The organism is Xanthobacter sp. DMC12, from assembly GCF_056314105.1.
In genome coordinates this window covers 394,338-408,136 of record NZ_JBQUYZ010000005.1, presented here as the reverse complement: position 1 = coordinate 408,136, position 13,799 = coordinate 394,338, and the positions used below count along the sequence as shown (strand labels likewise).

The 13,799-nt window shown below is 71.2% G+C and carries 14 protein-coding genes; 6 read left to right on the top strand and 8 right to left on the bottom strand.

Annotated features, from left to right (window positions below; all coding sequences use genetic code 11):
• The first annotated feature begins 35 nt into the window (after positions 1-35).
• The 3 genes from ACT535_RS19730 to ACT535_RS19720 all read left to right on the top strand — a co-directional run bounded on the left by ACT535_RS19730 (position 36) and on the right by ACT535_RS19720 (position 2,828).
• On the top strand, positions 36-1,022 hold the full coding sequence (locus ACT535_RS19730) for a TRAP transporter substrate-binding protein (protein ID WP_168457341.1): 987 nt from the start codon (positions 36-38) through the stop codon (positions 1,020-1,022).
• A 62-nt stretch (positions 1,023-1,084) separates the two neighbouring features.
• Entirely contained in the window at positions 1,085-1,636 is a 552-nt protein-coding gene (locus ACT535_RS19725) for a winged helix DNA-binding protein (protein ID WP_168457342.1), read from the top strand.
• A gap of 97 nt (positions 1,637-1,733) precedes the next feature.
• A complete protein-coding gene (locus ACT535_RS19720) occupies positions 1,734-2,828 on the top strand; it encodes a hypothetical protein (protein ID WP_476365711.1) in 1,095 nt (364 codons plus the stop codon).
• A gap of 225 nt (positions 2,829-3,053) precedes the next feature.
• Here the strand turns inward: ACT535_RS19720 and ACT535_RS19715 are convergent, their stop codons facing one another.
• Entirely contained in the window at positions 3,054-3,770 is a 717-nt protein-coding gene (locus tag ACT535_RS19715; protein WP_476365710.1) for an MgtC/SapB family protein, read from the bottom strand.
• Between the two features lie 174 nt (positions 3,771-3,944).
• Here ACT535_RS19715 and ACT535_RS19710 point away from each other — a divergent pair, with 174 nt between their 5' ends.
• The gene (locus ACT535_RS19710; protein WP_155982206.1) at positions 3,945-4,109 is read left to right on the top strand and encodes a hypothetical protein; all 165 of its coding nucleotides are present in this window, start codon (positions 3,945-3,947) and stop codon (positions 4,107-4,109) included.
• 119 nt (positions 4,110-4,228) lie between these two features.
• The gene (leuC, locus tag ACT535_RS19705) at positions 4,229-5,641 is read left to right on the top strand and encodes a 3-isopropylmalate dehydratase large subunit (RefSeq protein ID WP_476330132.1); all 1,413 of its coding nucleotides are present in this window, start codon (positions 4,229-4,231) and stop codon (positions 5,639-5,641) included.
• Positions 5,642-5,701: 60 nt separating this feature from the next.
• Here the strand turns inward: leuC and ACT535_RS19700 are convergent, their stop codons facing one another.
• On the bottom strand, positions 5,702-6,700 hold the full coding sequence (locus ACT535_RS19700) for an MBL fold metallo-hydrolase (protein ID WP_476365709.1): 999 nt from the start codon (positions 6,698-6,700) through the stop codon (positions 5,702-5,704).
• A 72-nt stretch (positions 6,701-6,772) separates the two neighbouring features.
• Here ACT535_RS19700 and ACT535_RS19695 point away from each other — a divergent pair, with 72 nt between their 5' ends.
• Positions 6,773-7,561, top strand: a complete 789-nt coding sequence (locus tag ACT535_RS19695; protein WP_476365708.1) for a helix-turn-helix transcriptional regulator — start codon at positions 6,773-6,775, stop codon at positions 7,559-7,561.
• 7 nt (positions 7,562-7,568) lie between these two features.
• On the opposite strand, the gene nadC is transcribed toward ACT535_RS19695, so the two are convergent.
• The 6 genes from nadC to ACT535_RS19665 all read right to left on the bottom strand — a co-directional run bounded on the left by nadC (position 7,569) and on the right by ACT535_RS19665 (position 13,767).
• Positions 7,569-8,423, bottom strand: a complete 855-nt coding sequence (gene nadC / locus ACT535_RS19690) for a carboxylating nicotinate-nucleotide diphosphorylase (protein ID WP_476365707.1) — start codon at positions 8,421-8,423, stop codon at positions 7,569-7,571.
• Positions 8,424-8,443: 20 nt separating this feature from the next.
• On the bottom strand, positions 8,444-9,973 hold the full coding sequence (locus tag ACT535_RS19685) for an L-aspartate oxidase (protein WP_476365706.1): 1,530 nt from the start codon (positions 9,971-9,973) through the stop codon (positions 8,444-8,446).
• The gene (gene nadA, locus ACT535_RS19680) at positions 9,970-10,995 is read right to left on the bottom strand and encodes a quinolinate synthase NadA (RefSeq protein ID WP_476365705.1); all 1,026 of its coding nucleotides are present in this window, start codon (positions 10,993-10,995) and stop codon (positions 9,970-9,972) included. The genes ACT535_RS19685 and nadA overlap by 4 nt, the downstream gene beginning before the upstream one ends.
• Positions 10,996-11,053: 58 nt before the next feature.
• Positions 11,054-11,983, bottom strand: coding sequence for an NUDIX hydrolase (locus ACT535_RS19675; RefSeq protein WP_476365704.1), 930 nt, complete (start codon positions 11,981-11,983; stop codon positions 11,054-11,056).
• 102 nt (positions 11,984-12,085) lie between these two features.
• On the bottom strand, positions 12,086-13,108 hold the full coding sequence (locus ACT535_RS19670) for a diguanylate cyclase domain-containing protein (RefSeq protein ID WP_168457351.1): 1,023 nt from the start codon (positions 13,106-13,108) through the stop codon (positions 12,086-12,088).
• Positions 13,105-13,767 carry a chemotaxis protein CheB gene (locus tag ACT535_RS19665; RefSeq protein WP_476365758.1) on the bottom strand — a complete coding sequence of 221 codons (663 nt, stop codon included), beginning with the start codon at positions 13,765-13,767 and terminating at the stop codon, positions 13,105-13,107. The genes ACT535_RS19670 and ACT535_RS19665 overlap by 4 nt, the downstream gene beginning before the upstream one ends.
• Positions 13,768-13,799 lie beyond the last annotated feature (32 nt).

The window sequence follows — 13,799 nt, the reverse complement described above, 5'->3', positions numbered from 1 at the left end:
CGCGTCGTTCACACCGAACCAGAGAGAGACCCGACATGGCGCCTTTCCGCACCCTAGCTCCCGCGCTTCTCGTCGCCGGCATCGCCGCATTGGCGAGCGCCGCGCCGGCCGCCGCGCAGACCAAGTGGAACCTCGCCTCGGCCTATCCGGCGGACAATTTCCACACCGAGAACCTCGCCCAGTTCGCCAAGGACGTGGAGGCGGCGAGCGGTGGCAAGCTCGCCGTGACGCTCCAGCCCAACGCCGTCCTCTTCAAGGCGCCGGAGATCAAGCGGGCCGTCGCCACCGGGCAGGTGCAGGCGGGCGAGGTGCTCATCTCCATCCACGAGAACGAAGACCCGATCTTCGGCGTGGACGTGGTGCCCTTCCTCGCCACCTCGTTCGATGCCTCCAAGAAGCTGTGGGACGCGTCCCGCCCGGCGGTGGAGAAGAAGCTCGCCTCCCAGGGCATCAAGGTGCTCTATGCGGTGCCGTGGCCGCCCCAGGGCCTGTTCTCCAAGACGGCAGTGTCCAAGGTGGAGGACCTGAAGGGCGCCAAGTGGCGGGCCTACAATGCCGGCACCTCGCGCATCGGCGAGGCGGTGGGCGCCCAGCCCGTCACCGTGCAGCAGGCGGAACTGGCGCAGGCGCTCGCCACCGGCGTTGTCAACGCCCTCATCACCTCGTCCGCCACCGGCAACGACGTGAAGATCTGGGAGAGCATCCCCTATTTCTACGACATCCAGGCCTGGCTGCCGAAGAACGTCATCTTCGTGAACCAGGCGGCGTTCGACGCCCTCGACAAGCCCACGCAGGACGCGGTGCTCAAGGCCGCCGCCGCCGCCGAGGCCCGCGGCTGGAAGCTCTCCGAGGAGAAGACCAAGGCCTATATGGACATCCTCGCCGCCAAGGGCATGACCGTCGCCCCGCCCTCGCCCGAGCTGAAGGCCGGCTTCGAGAAGATCGGCGGCACCCTGACGGAGGCGTGGCTCGCCAAGGCCGGCGCGGCTGGCCAGGAGGTCATCGCCGCCTACAAGAAGTGAGCCCGACGTGACCCGCGGCCGGGGAGGGTGCTTTTCCCCGGCCGCCCCACAGGATCGATCCCGTGACCAAGGACACTCCCCCGAAGGCGCTTGAGGGCGCCCGCCGAAAGAGCGGCCCCTCCATCGTCTCCTCCGCCCATCTCGCGGACGGGGCGCTGCCGGCGCTGTCCGAGTTCGAGTTCGGGCTCAACATGCTCACCCACGCCTATGGCCGCTGGATGGTACGCTGCATGGCGGCGGCGGGCGTGCCGGACCTCTCGGCGCTGGACGTCCTGATCCTGCACCACGTGGTCCACCGCGACCGGCCGAAGACCATCGCCGACCTCTGCCTCGTGCTCGACGTGGAGGACACCCACCTCGTCACCTATGCGGCGAAGAAGCTGCAGGCCCTCGGCCTCGTCGAGGGCGGGCGCCGGGGCAAGGAGAAGACGCTGTCCGCCAGCGACACCGGCCGCGCCGTCTGCGCCCGCTATCGCGAGGTGCGGGAGGCGCTGCTCGCCGATGCGGTGGCCGCCACCGGCATCGATCCGGCCCGGCTGTCCGAGATCGCCGCGCTGATGCGCACCCTCTCCGGCCACTACGATCAGGCCGCCCGCGCCGCCGCGTCTCTCTGACGTAACGTCACATCCGCCGCGCAGGCATGGTGCGCCGGGGGCGTTCGGCTATGATGGGCCGTCGCCCCACCGGACCGCAAAGGACGGACCGCGCCTCATGTGGCTTGACGATCTGCGCCCCTTCCGTCCCGCCGTGGCCGATCCGGCCCCCTGCGCGACCGAGGACGCCTATCGCGCGTTCGGACTGGCGAGCGCCACCGTGTGCGACGCCGTGCCGGCCAGCCTCCCGTTCGGCCGGCTGCGGCTGTTCTCCCGGGAGGATGCGCCCGCCCGGAACGTTCTGGTGGTGGCGCCCATCGCCGGCGGCTATCCCTTCCTGATGCGCGATCTCATCGCCGCGCTGCTGCCCGCCGCCGGGCGCGTCGGCATTACCGAATGGCCCAATGCCCGCTACCTGCCGCTCGATGCCGGCCGCTTCGGCTTCGCCGAGAATTGCCTGGAGACGGCGCAGATGGCCCGCGCGCTCGCGGTGACGGGGCCGGTGCATCTGGTGGGCGTGTGCCAGGGCGCGCTGCCCGCCTTCGCCGCCGCCTGCCTCCTGGCGGACGAAGGCCAGCCGGTGGCGAGCCTCAGCCTCGTGGGCGGGCCCATGGACCCCGCGCGCAATCCCACCCGCCTGTGGACCATGCTGCAGCAGCGCTCGCTGGAGGCGCTGGAGGCGCAGGTGATGGAGGAGGTACCGCAAAGCCTGCCCGGCGCCGGGCGCCGCGTGTTCCCCGCATGGCGGCAGATCGATACCTTCGCCCTCTACCTCTGGCGGCAATCCATGAGCGGCGGCGAGCTGCCCATGCGGCTGCTGTTCGACGAGGGCGCCGATCCCCTGTGCTTCCCGCTCTCCCGGCTGTGCTGGACCATGATGGACGTGCCGGCCGAATTCTTCATGGAGAACGTCTCCACCATCTTCCGCGACAATGCGCTCGCCCACGGCACGCTCGCCATCGGCGGCCACCCGGTGCGGGCGGAGGCGCTGCGCGGGGTGCTGCTCACGGTGGAGGGCGCGGACGACGACATTTCCGCCCCCGGCCAGACGGAGGCGGCGCACGATCTGTGCCGGGCCGTGCCGGATGCCCTGCGCCGCCGCGTCAGCGTCGCGGGCGCCGGCCACTTCGGGCTGTTCTACGGCCGCAAGATGCGCGCCACCGTGGTGCCCGCGCTGATCGAGGCGATGGAGGCGGGGGAACGGGCGCTGTGAGGGGCGGGTGACATGGCACCACCCCTTCGGCTGGTCCCGACCGCCCGTCCCTTTGAACAGGGCGCGGCACCCTCCCCTCCTGCTGTCATCACCCGCCGTGTGCGGGCGATCCACGATACGGCGGGGCGCGGTGCTGGTCCGGAGAGGGCAGGCGAACGGCGGAGTGGATCCCCCGGACGAGCCGGGGGATGACGGTCCCTGCGCAGGATGGGCCGATAACCGCCCCTATTCCTCCGTCACGCTCTCCCAGGTGGCGTGGCGGGTGCGGGGCGTCCGCGCGAGGCGGTCGGTGATGGCGTCGAGCTCGGCGGGGACGACCGAGGTGGTGACGAGCTTCGCCACCAGCACAACCGCGCCGTCGGTGCCCGGCTCCTCGTCCACGTCGCGCACGAGATATTTCTCGCCCTCCAGCGTGTCGATCAGCACGTCGCGCAGGTCGGCCGCGGCGGCGGAATCCACCGTGAGGCGCACCTCGTAGCTGACTTCCGAGCGGCGGGCGTCGAGGGGCGCGCGGTCGATGGCGCGGGCGACGGGACGCAATACCGTGTTGCCGGCGATGATGATGAAGGTGATGAGCGCCGCCTCGGCGATGCGGTCGGCCCCGGCGCAGGCGCCCACGGCGGCCGAGCACCAGAGGGTCGCGGCGGTGTTGAGGCCGCGCACGTTCATGCCTTCCTTCATGATGACGCCGGCACCGAGGAAGCCGACGCCGGTCACCACGTTGGCGGCGACGCGCATGGCGTCGGTCGGCCCGCCGAGGCTGGCGGCGAGATCGACGAAGGCGGCGGAGCCCACGGCCACGAGCACATTGGTGCGCAGCCCGGCGGTGCGCTGGCGATACTGCCGCTCCGCGCCGATCAGCGTGCCGAACAGGAAGGCGGCAGCAAGGCTCACCACGGTGTCGAGGAACTGCGCCCCGTGGAAGTTGGAGATGAACTGCACCCGAAACTCCTCCTCCTCCTGCGGCGGGCCTCACGGCCGGCCGCCTAGCGCCTCGCCCAAGATGATGGCGAGGGCAAGGTCGCGGGGGCCGGATCATCCCCGTCCCGCGCCCGGTTTTCACATCCCTGCGCGCCGGATTGTCGCGTCAGCGTGGAACTGCTAAAAACCCGCCCCATGCGACAGACGCGTGACCATCGCCACAGCCTCGACCGGGCGGCCCATTGCGGGGCCGGTCCGTTCGCGCGCACGACGATGGAGTTCGCGGCGGTGCCCGATCATGTGCGCCTGCCGGGCCGCTTCTTTGGCCGCTTCACGACGGCGGCCTCCTCGGTGCTTTGACGCCCGCATGCTGACGCGCCCATAAGCGGCGCCACGGATACCGCCCTTCCATCGTTACCGGCCCGGCCGCTCCGACGCGCGCCGGCCTTTCCTCAGGACACGACGCGATGAACGCCCCGGTGAACGGCCCCAAGACGCTCTACGACAAGATCTTCGACGACCACGTCGTCTCCCGGCAGGATGACGGCACCTGCCTGCTCTACATCGACCGCCACCTGGTTCACGAGGTGACGAGCCCGCAGGCCTTCGAGGGGCTGCGCATGACCGGCCGCAAGGTGCGCGCGCCGCAGAAGACCCTCGCCGTGGTGGACCACAACGTCCCCACCACCGACCGCACCCTGCCGAACCCGGACCCGGAGAGCGTCGCCCAGATCGCCGCGCTCGCCGAGAACACCAAGGAATTCGGCGTCGAATATTATGACGGCTTCGACAAGCGTCAGGGCGTCGTCCACGTGGTCGGCCCCGAGCAGGGCTTTACCCTGCCCGGCACCACCATCGTCTGCGGCGACAGCCACACCTCGACCCACGGCGCGTTCGGCGCCCTCGCCCATGGCATCGGCACGTCCGAGGTGGAGCATGTGCTCGCCACCCAGACGCTGATCCAGAAGAAGGCGAAGAACATGCGCGTCACCGTCTCCGGGCCGCTGCCCGAGGGCGTCGGCGCCAAGGACGTGGTGCTCGCCATCATCGGCACCATCGGCACGGCCGGTGGCACGGGCTACGTCATCGAATATGCCGGCGAAGGCATCACCTCCCTCTCCATGGAAGGGCGGATGACCGTCTGCAACATGTCCATCGAGGGCGGCGCCCGCGCCGGTATGGTGGCGCCCGACGAGAAGGCATTCGAGTATCTCAAGGGCCGGCCGAAGTCGCCCAAGGGCGCCGACTGGGACGCCGCGGTGAAGTTCTGGCAGACCCTGCGCTCGGACGAGGGCGCGCATTTCGACGCCGAGATCCATCTCGACGGCGCCAACCTGCCGCCCATCGTCTCTTGGGGCACCAGCCCCGAGGATGTGGTGTCCGTGGAAGGCTTCGTGCCCGATCCGGCGCTCATCGAAGACGAGGGCAAGCGCGCCGCCAAGATCCGCGCGCTGGGCTACATGGGCCTCGCCGCCGGCACCAAGATCACCGACATCACCATCGACCGGGCCTTCATCGGCTCCTGCACCAACGGGCGCATCGAGGACCTGCGGCAGGCGGCGGCCATCGCCCGCGGGCACAAGGTGAACCCGAACGTCTCCGCCATGGTCGTGCCGGGCTCCGGCCTCGTGAAGGAGCAGGCCGAGGCCGAGGGTCTGGACAAGATCTTCATCGAGGCGGGCTTCGAGTGGCGCGAGCCGGGCTGCTCCATGTGCCTCGCCATGAATGCCGACCGCCTCGCCCCCGAGGAGCGCTGCGCCTCCACCTCGAACCGCAATTTCGAGGGCCGCCAGGGCTTCAAGGGCCGCACCCACCTCGTTTCCCCCGCCATGGCGGCGGCGGCGGCCATCGCCGGCCACTTCGTGGACGTGCGGAACTGGCCGAAGGCGTGAGCTTCCTTCCTTTCTGAATGCGGACGGCCGGGCATCGCCCGGCCGTTTTCGTTTGGGGCCTCACTCCGCCAACTGGTAGGTGAGGGGGAGCCAGCGATAGGCTGTGCCCTGCCGCCCCACATAGCCCACCGACGGGAAGGACGTGTGATAGCCCACCACCGGGATGCGGTCGGTGGCGGCCATGTCGTAGATGCGCCTGCGGGTGGCGGCGCCCTGCGCCTTGTCCATGTCGAACAAGGCGGACCACTCGGGATGAGCGAGGGAGGCGACCTCGTGGTGGGCACAGTCGCCCCAGACCAGAAGCCGCTTTCCCCCGCTCTCCACGTGAAACGCCAGATGGCCCGGCGTGTGCCCGAACGCCTCGACCGCATGGATGCCGGGCACGATCTCGGCCCCCGGCCGCACCCGCGTGACGCGCTCGGCGAAGGGGGCGAGGTTGCGGGCGAACACCTGCGCGGTGGCATGTTCGAGGCTGTCAGGCGTCGCTGAAAGGCGCTCGGGCGCGGCCCAGTAGGCGAATTCGGTCTCGCCGATCACGTAGCGGGCCTTGGGAAACATCTCCTTGCCCGCCTCCACCAGCCCGCCGATATGGTCCACATGGGCGTGGGAGAGCACCACCACGTCCACCTGCTCGGGGGCATAGCCGGCGGCGGCGACCTGCTGCGCCAGCCATCCGCCGTTCGGCCGCGGGATGAAGCCGTTCTCGCCGTTGCCGGCATCGAACAGCAGAAGCTGCGCGCCGGTGTTCACCAGCGTCGGGGTGAAGCCGGGCCGGAAGCGCTTTTCCGGCAGCAGGCTGGCGCGCATCAGCGCCGCGACCTCTTCCACGGGACGATCCTCGCCGACGATGGGCCATGGGCCGTCGATCATCGCCGAGGCATCCAGCACGGTGGTCACCTCGAACGCACCCAGCTTGAAGCGGAAGGGCGTGACGGGGAGGGGGCCGCGCTGCGGCGCCATGGCGCGCGCCCGGCCGGTGTGCAGCAGGGCCGGAGTGGCGAGGGCGGCGGCGAGGAGGGCGCGGCGGCTGGGCGCGCCGGGGCGGGATGGCGAAGCCATGGCTGTCTCCCTGCGGGCGGCTTTGTGCGGCCCGTGGCGATGTGATGAAGTGCCGACGGGAGGAGCCTAGGCATGGGCACGCGGCCCCGCTTGTACGAACGTGCTGCGACGGGGCAGGGCCTCGGGCCGCTCTGGTTCCTGGATGCGGGCCGCACCTTCTTCGCCGGCCCGCTCGTCTACAATGCCCCGCACCAGCACGGCGCGCCGGTGTTCCTGGCCGGGCTCTACGGATCGTTCGGGCTCAGGGTGTCAGGCGGCCCTTGGCGGGCGTGCCGCACCGCCCTCGTGCCGGCGGGCGTGGTGCATGAGCTGGACGTGGGCGGCGAGCCCATCGCGGTCTTCTATCTGGAGCCCAGCATCGACGGCGCCCATGCGCTGGCGCCGCTCGTGGCCAATGCGCGGGAGGAGCAGGGCGCGCTTTTCGGCCACGGCGGCGCGCTGCCTTTGCTGCGCGAACTCTGGGAAGCGCCGGACGCGGCCGGCTGGGCCGGAGCGGCCCTGGCCGATGTGGTGGATGTGTCCCGCCGCCGCGCCCGCGCGACGCTCGATCCCCGCATCCAGCAGGTGGCGGCGGCGATGAGCGATGCGGAGCGCGTGCCGGAGCTTGCCGCCCTCGCGCGGCAGGTCGGCCTCTCCCCCTCACGCCTGCAGCACCTGTTCACCGCCGAGATGGGCGTGCCGTTCCGCCGCTACCGCGCCTGGGGACGGATGCGGCGGGCCATCGCGGAGATCGCGGCGGGCAGCAGCTTCACCGCCGCCGCCCATGCGGCGGGCTTCGCCGACCAGGCTCACTTCACCCACGACTTCCGCCGCACCTTCGGCGCGGCGCCGTCCCAGAGCCTGCGCGGCGTGCGCTTGTGATCGCCCGTCAGCCCACCCAGTCGAGGCCGATGTCCAGGATCGGCGCGCTGTGGGTCAGCCAGCCCACGGAGATGAGATCGACGCCCGCCGCCGCGATGGCCGGTGCCGTCTCGCGGTTCACCCGGCCCGAGGCTTCCGTGAGCATCCGCCCGCCCACCATGCGCACCGCCTCGGCGAGGGTGGCGGGGGTCATGTTGTCGAGCAGCACCGCATCGGCGCCGAGCGTCAGCAGTTCCTCGAGCTGGGCGAGGGTGTCCACCTCCACCTCGACCTTCACCATGTGACCGGCGCGGGCGCGCACGCGCCTGACCGCCTCGGTCACCGAGCCGGCGATGGCGACGTGATTGTCCTTCACCAGCACCGCATCATCGAGGCCGAAGCGGTGGTTGGCGCCGCCGCCGGCGCGCACGGCGTATTTCTCCAGCGCGCGCAGGCCGGGCGTGGTCTTGCGGGTGCAGACGATCTCGGCCTTGTGGCCGGCCACCGCATCCACCAGCGCGGCGGTCGCCGTGGCGATACCGGAGAGGCGGCAGGCGAGGTTGAGGCCGGTGCGCTCGCCGGTGAGCAGCGCGCGCGAGGGGCCTTCCACCTCGGCGAGGACGGTGCCCGGCGTCACGCGCGAACCGTCCGCCATCACGGGCGTGAAGCGCACGTCCGGGTTCAGCAGGCGGAAGGCGATGCGGGCGCAGTCGAGCCCCGCCACCACGCCGTCCTGACGGGCGGCGAGGACGAGGCGGCTGACGTGTCCGGCAGGCACCACCGCATCGGTGGTGATGTCGCCGGCGCGGCCGAGATCTTCCAGCAGCGCGGCGCGGACGATGGGCTCCACCATCAATTCGGGGAGCGGGTCGAGGGCGGCCATGGCGGCTCCGTTCGATGGGATCAGGCGAAGGCGAGGTCCGGCACGCGCATGCGCTGGGCGGCGGCGCGCGCTTCGGCGAGGGTAATGCGCGAGCGCCGGGCCACCGGCGCGGTCTGCGGAAAGTCGGTGCGCGCATGGGCGCCGCGGCTCTCGGTGCGGGCGAGGGCGGAGGCCGCCATCATCAGGCCGACACGGGCGGGCGCGGCGGCCGGAGTGGTGCCTTCTGCGAGCGGCAGCAGGCGCTGGAGTGCGCTGGTCAGCCCCTCCGCGTCGCGGGTGACGCCGACGAGGCGGGAGACAATGGCGCGCGCCGGCGCCGCATCCGCCGCAGGCGGCAGCGCGGACGGGGCGGGGACGATGGTGCGCCCCGCCGCCTGCCCGGCGATGCTCTGCGCCACCTCCCGCCCGCACACCACCGCTTCCAGCAGCGAATTGGAGGCGAGGCGGTTGGCGCCGTGCAGGCCGGTGGCGGCGCATTCGCCCGCTGCCCAGAGGCCCGGGAGGGTGCTGCGGCCGTGCGCATCCACGGCGATGCCGCCCATGTGGTAGTGCGCGGCGGGGCGGATGGGCACGAGGTCGGTAGCCGGATCGATCCCGGCGGCGCGGCAGCCCGCCGCCACCTGCGGGAAGCGGGTGGCGAAGCGCGCGCCGAGGCTGGCGCGGGCATCGAGGAACACCTCGCGCCCCGCCACCACCTCGCGCCAGACGGCGCGGGCCACGACATCGCGCGGCGCAAGTTCCTTGCCCGGAACACCCTCCAGAATGCGCCGGCCGCTGCCGTCCACGATGAGCGCGCCTTCCCCGCGCACCGCCTCGCTGATGAGCGGGAGCGGGCGGGCGGGGGTGGCCAGCGCGGTCGGGTGGAACTGCACGAATTCGAGGTCCGCCAGTTCCGCTCCGGCCTCGGCGGCCAGCGCGATCCCCACGCCCCAGGAGGCGACGGGATTGGTGGTGTGCTCGTAGAGCGCGCCGACGCCGCCGGTGGCCAGCACGAGGCGGCGTGTGGCGAGCACCCGCGCGCCCTCGGCCGTGGCCACGAGCAGGCCGCAGACGTCGCCGTCACGCATCAGGATGCGCCGCGCCTCGCCCAGAACCAATGTGATGGACGGGCAGGCCCGCGCGGCCTCGGAGAGCGCGCGCACAAGCTCCCGCCCGGTGCCGTCGCCGTCCGCATGGACGATGCGGCGCCGGCTGTGGGCGGCCTCGAGGCCGAGCAGCAGGCCGCCTGCCGCGTCGCGGTCGAAGCGCACGCCGAGGCGCTCCAGCGCGGCGATGGCGTCCGGCCCAGCGGAGAGGATGCGGCGCGCGGCCTCGGCATCACAGAGGCCGTCGCCCGCTGCCAGCGTGTCCGCGAGGTGAAGCGCGTCATCATCGTCCAGCCCGACACTGGCGGCGATGCCGCCCTGCGCCAGCGGGCTGGAGCCGTCCGCGCCCAAAGGCGCGCGGGTGACGAGCACCACCGGCTCGGGGGCGAGGAAGAGGGCGGCCGCGAGCCCCGCGATGCCGGCGCCGACGATGACGGGGCGGCCGTCCAGCCTGTCCCCGGTCATAGCGCCAGCATCCGCTCGACCGAGGCGCGGGCGCGCTCGGCGACCTCGGGGGCGATGGTGACTTCGTGGAGGTTGTTCTCCAGCGCCGCGCGGATGTTGCGGAGCGTGATCTTCTTCATGTGCGGGCAGAGATTGCAGGGGCGCACGAAGTCGATCTCGGGATAGTGGACCGCCATGTTGTCGGCCATGGAGCATTCGGTGAGCAGCACCACGCGGGGCGGGCGCTTCTCGCTCACATAGTCGCTCATGGCGGCGGTGGAGCCGGCGAAATCGGCTTCCGCCACCACTTCCGGCGGGCATTCGGGGTGGACCAGCACGGTGACGCCGGGATTGGCCGCGCGCAGCTCGCGCACGTCGGCGGCGGTGAACAGCTCGTGGACCTCGCACTGGCCGGCCCAGGAGATGATGTCGATGCCGGTCTCGGCGGCGACGTTCTTCGCCAGATACTGGTCCGGCAGCATGATGACCTTGGGCACGCCGAAGGACTTCACCACCCGCGCCGCATTGCCCGAGGTGCAGCACACGTCCACCTCGGCCTTCACGGCGGCGGACGTGTTCACATAGGCGATCACCGGCACGCCGGGATTGGCGGCGCGCATGAGGCGCACGTCGGCGGCGGTGATGGAATCGGCCAGCGAGCAGCCCGCCTCCTGGTCCGGGATCAGCACGGTCTTGCCCGGGTTCAGCAGCTTCGCCGTCTCGGCCATGAAGTAGACGCCGGCGAGCACGATCACGTCCGCATCCACCCGCATGGCCTCGCGGGCCAGCGCCAGGCTGTCGCCCACGATGTCGGCGACGCAGTGGAAGATCTCCGGCGTCTGGTAGTTGTGGGCAAGGATGACGGCGTTGCGTTCGCGCTTCAGCCGGAGGATGGCCTCCGCATCCTCGGCGAGGAAGGCCCAGTCGGCGGGTGGCACCACCCGGCGGACCTTCTCATAGAGCGGCGCGGTGCGGGCGAAGGCCGCCGCGAGGGCGTCCGGCGTGGGAGAAACGGCGGCACTGGAAAGGGCAGATACGACCATTGTCTATACTCAGTTTGAGCATATGGTGGGCATATGCTTATCCTGAGCATAAGTCTTGTCAAGAGCGTGCGAGGGGCAATTTCGTTCCGGCGAAGGCCCGCTCCTCCACCACCGCATGGCGGAAGCGGAAGAGTTTTGCAGGCCGGCCAAGGGTTTCGGTGGTGGCGCCGCCGGCTTCCTCCACCAGTTCCTGCTGCTCCATCAGCCGGCGAAAATTCTGCTTGTGCAGCGTCCGCCCCGCGATCGCCTCCACGCAGCGCTGCAGCTGGAGCAAAGTGAAGGTGGGCGGCATCAGCTCGAACACCACAGGGCGGTATTTGATCTTGGCCCGGAGGCGCGCAATCGCGGTGGCGAGGATGCGGCGGTGGTCGGCGATCATCGCGCGCCCCGCGCCCGCAGCCTCCTCCCGCCCCTCGCGGCGCAGGCGCTCGCCGACGATGCCGGCCTCGTAGAGCAGTTCGTAGCGCTGAAGGGTCAGTTCCTCGTTCCAGGCCGCGCCGTCGAGCCCGAAGCTGAGGGCGGCGCGCTGCTTGCGGTGGCTGCGCTCGGCCGCCGAGGGGGCGGCCTCGGCCCATGTTGTGAGGGCCGGCGCGAGCGTCGTCGCGATCACGGGCGGCGCCCCGTCGCGGTGGTCCTCCCACGGGAAATATTCATACCAGCCGTGCCACTCGGCGGCGCCGGCGGTGGCGGCCTGCTCGCGGGCGAGGCCGAGATAGGAGATGGAGATGGTGCGCGCCGCGCTCTCCGCCCCGGCGCGGTCCTTGTCGGCGAAGGTGTAGAGCTGCTCCAGATAGCCGAGCGGATGGTGGGTGCGCTGCTCCACCCAGTCGCGCAGCCCCTGCTGGAGCGAGCGGTGCGCCAGCTCGAACGGACCGGAGGGCAGGGCGGACCCGTGCTCCACCGTCATCACCCGCGGCTCTCCGCCCGTCACCGCGGCGAGCACGGCGATGAGGTCCACGACGACGGATCGGCTGGCGGACTTCGGCATGAAGCTCCCGAACGGCGGCGCGCGAGCGAACCGCCCGCGCTCTCCCGGATATCATGGTCGCGTCGGGCTGCGAAGGCGCGCGGCGGGCCTTCGGGGATCGCCTCAGGCGGACTGCACCGCCGGCCGGGCGATGGCGATGCGCACGCCGTCCTTGCCCTGCTGCTTCACCTCGTACATGGCCGTATCGGCGAGGCGGATCAGCTCGGTCTCGTCCGTGGCGTGGCGCGGGTAGAGCGCGATGCCGATGCTGGCGCCCACGCTGACCGTATAGGCCTGGTCATTGTAGGAGACGACATAGGGCTCGCGCAGCACCTCGCACAGGCGCTGGCCCTGGGCGTGGGCGGCATCGCCGTCGGTGAGGTCCACCATGATGACGGCGAATTCGTCGCCCGACAGGCGGACGGCGAAATCCTCCTGCCGCAGGTTGCCGCGCAGGCGGTTGGCGATGGCGCAGAGCAGCTTGTCGCCGACCCCATGGCCGTGCCGGTCGTTGACCTGCTTGAAGCCGTCGATGTCGATGTAGAGCAGCGCGAACTCCCGCCCGTGGCGCTGCGCCTGGGCGCGCGCGCGGGTCAGGTGCTCCACGAACAGGATGCGGTTGCCAAGGCCCGTGAGCGCATCGTGGGTCGCCATGTGGCGGATCTGCTTCTCGACCCGGCGGCGCTCCTCGATTTCGATCTCCAGCTGGCGGTTGCGCTTCTCCAGCTCTTCCAGCGCGCCCTTGAGGCGCAGCTTGGAGATGTGCAGGTCGAGGAAGACCGTGACCTTGGAGAGGAGCACGGCGTCGTTGATGGGTTTGGCGATGTAGTCCACCGCGCCGAAGGTGTAGCCCTTCAGCCGGTTGATGTCGTCGTGATAGGCGGCGGACACGAAGACGATGGGGATGTCGCAGGTGGCCGGATCGTTGTTGAGCAGGGAGGCGACCTCGAACCCGTCCATGTCCGGCATCTGCACGTCGAGCAGGATCAGCGCGAAGCGGTGGTCGAGGCAGAGCGCCAGCGCCTCGTTGCCCGAATGGGCCTCGTAGATCTCGGCCTTCACCGGCGCCAGCAGGCGGCGCATGCCCACGAGGTTCGCGCGCACGTCGTCGACGACGAGAATCTTGGGCAGGTCGGCCACGCTCATTCGGCCATCCTCGCTGACGGGGGCATCCTCGCTGACGGGGGCATGCCGGCGGTCCGGCCGAAGGCGTTGAGTGCCTCGGCGAGCGCGGACAACGGGGCGCAGAGATCCGCGCCGGCGCGCTGCAGGGCGGCCAACGGCATGGTATCGACCTCGGCTTCCGACGGCTCCTGCACGAAGGCACGGCCTCCCAGTTCGCGAATGCGCTTCAGTCCTTCCGCCCCGTCGCTGCTGGCGCCGGTGAGGACCACGCCAGCCAGAGCGTCGCCGTAGGCCTCGGCGGCGCTGGCGAACAGAACGTCGATTGAAGGACGCGAATAGCACACCCGCGCCTCCACCGAGAGGGAAAAACAGCGGTCCCGTCCCACCTCCAAGTGGTAACCGCTAGGGGCGACATGGACAAGGCCACCCGCGAGGGGGCAGCGCTCCTGCGCCAGGACGACGCGCCGGCCCGAGAGGCGGGTGAGGATGTCGGGGAGCAGGTCCGGCCCATCCGCGCCGACATGATTGACCACGGCGATGCCGACATCCGGCCTGGGGCCGAGCGCGGCAAGGAGGCGGCCGAGCGCCGCAGGTCCGCCCGCCGACGCGCCGATGACGATGGCGCAGGGTGCGGGCCGCACGTCCGCGCGCCGGGGGGAGGGGGTCGGGGATGGCTCCATCACCCGACCATCCTGTCAGCGGGGCGGCCGGC

Excerpts from the sequence above, each read along its gene's own strand:
- ACT535_RS19730 (WP_168457341.1), top strand. The coding sequence starts at position 36 with ATGGCGCCTTTCCGCACCCTAGCTCCCGCGCTTCTCGTCGCCGGCATC.
- ACT535_RS19720 (WP_476365711.1), top strand. The coding sequence starts at position 1,734 with ATGTGGCTTGACGATCTGCGCCCCTTCCGTCCCGCCGTGGCCGATCCG.
- ACT535_RS19710 (WP_155982206.1), top strand. The coding sequence starts at position 3,945 with ATGCGACAGACGCGTGACCATCGCCACAGCCTCGACCGGGCGGCCCAT.
- ACT535_RS19700 (WP_476365709.1), bottom strand. The coding sequence starts at position 6,700 with ATGGCTTCGCCATCCCGCCCCGGCGCGCCCAGCCGCCGCGCCCTCCTC.
- ACT535_RS19695 (WP_476365708.1), top strand. The coding sequence starts at position 6,773 with ATGGGCACGCGGCCCCGCTTGTACGAACGTGCTGCGACGGGGCAGGGC.
- nadC (WP_476365707.1), bottom strand. The coding sequence starts at position 8,423 with ATGGCCGCCCTCGACCCGCTCCCCGAATTGATGGTGGAGCCCATCGTC.
- ACT535_RS19685 (WP_476365706.1), bottom strand. The coding sequence starts at position 9,973 with ATGACCGGGGACAGGCTGGACGGCCGCCCCGTCATCGTCGGCGCCGGC.
- nadA (WP_476365705.1), bottom strand. The coding sequence starts at position 10,995 with ATGGTCGTATCTGCCCTTTCCAGTGCCGCCGTTTCTCCCACGCCGGAC.
- ACT535_RS19675 (WP_476365704.1), bottom strand. The coding sequence starts at position 11,983 with ATGCCGAAGTCCGCCAGCCGATCCGTCGTCGTGGACCTCATCGCCGTG.
- ACT535_RS19670 (WP_168457351.1), bottom strand. The coding sequence starts at position 13,108 with ATGAGCGTGGCCGACCTGCCCAAGATTCTCGTCGTCGACGACGTGCGC.
- ACT535_RS19665 (WP_476365758.1), bottom strand. The coding sequence starts at position 13,767 with ATGGAGCCATCCCCGACCCCCTCCCCCCGGCGCGCGGACGTGCGGCCC.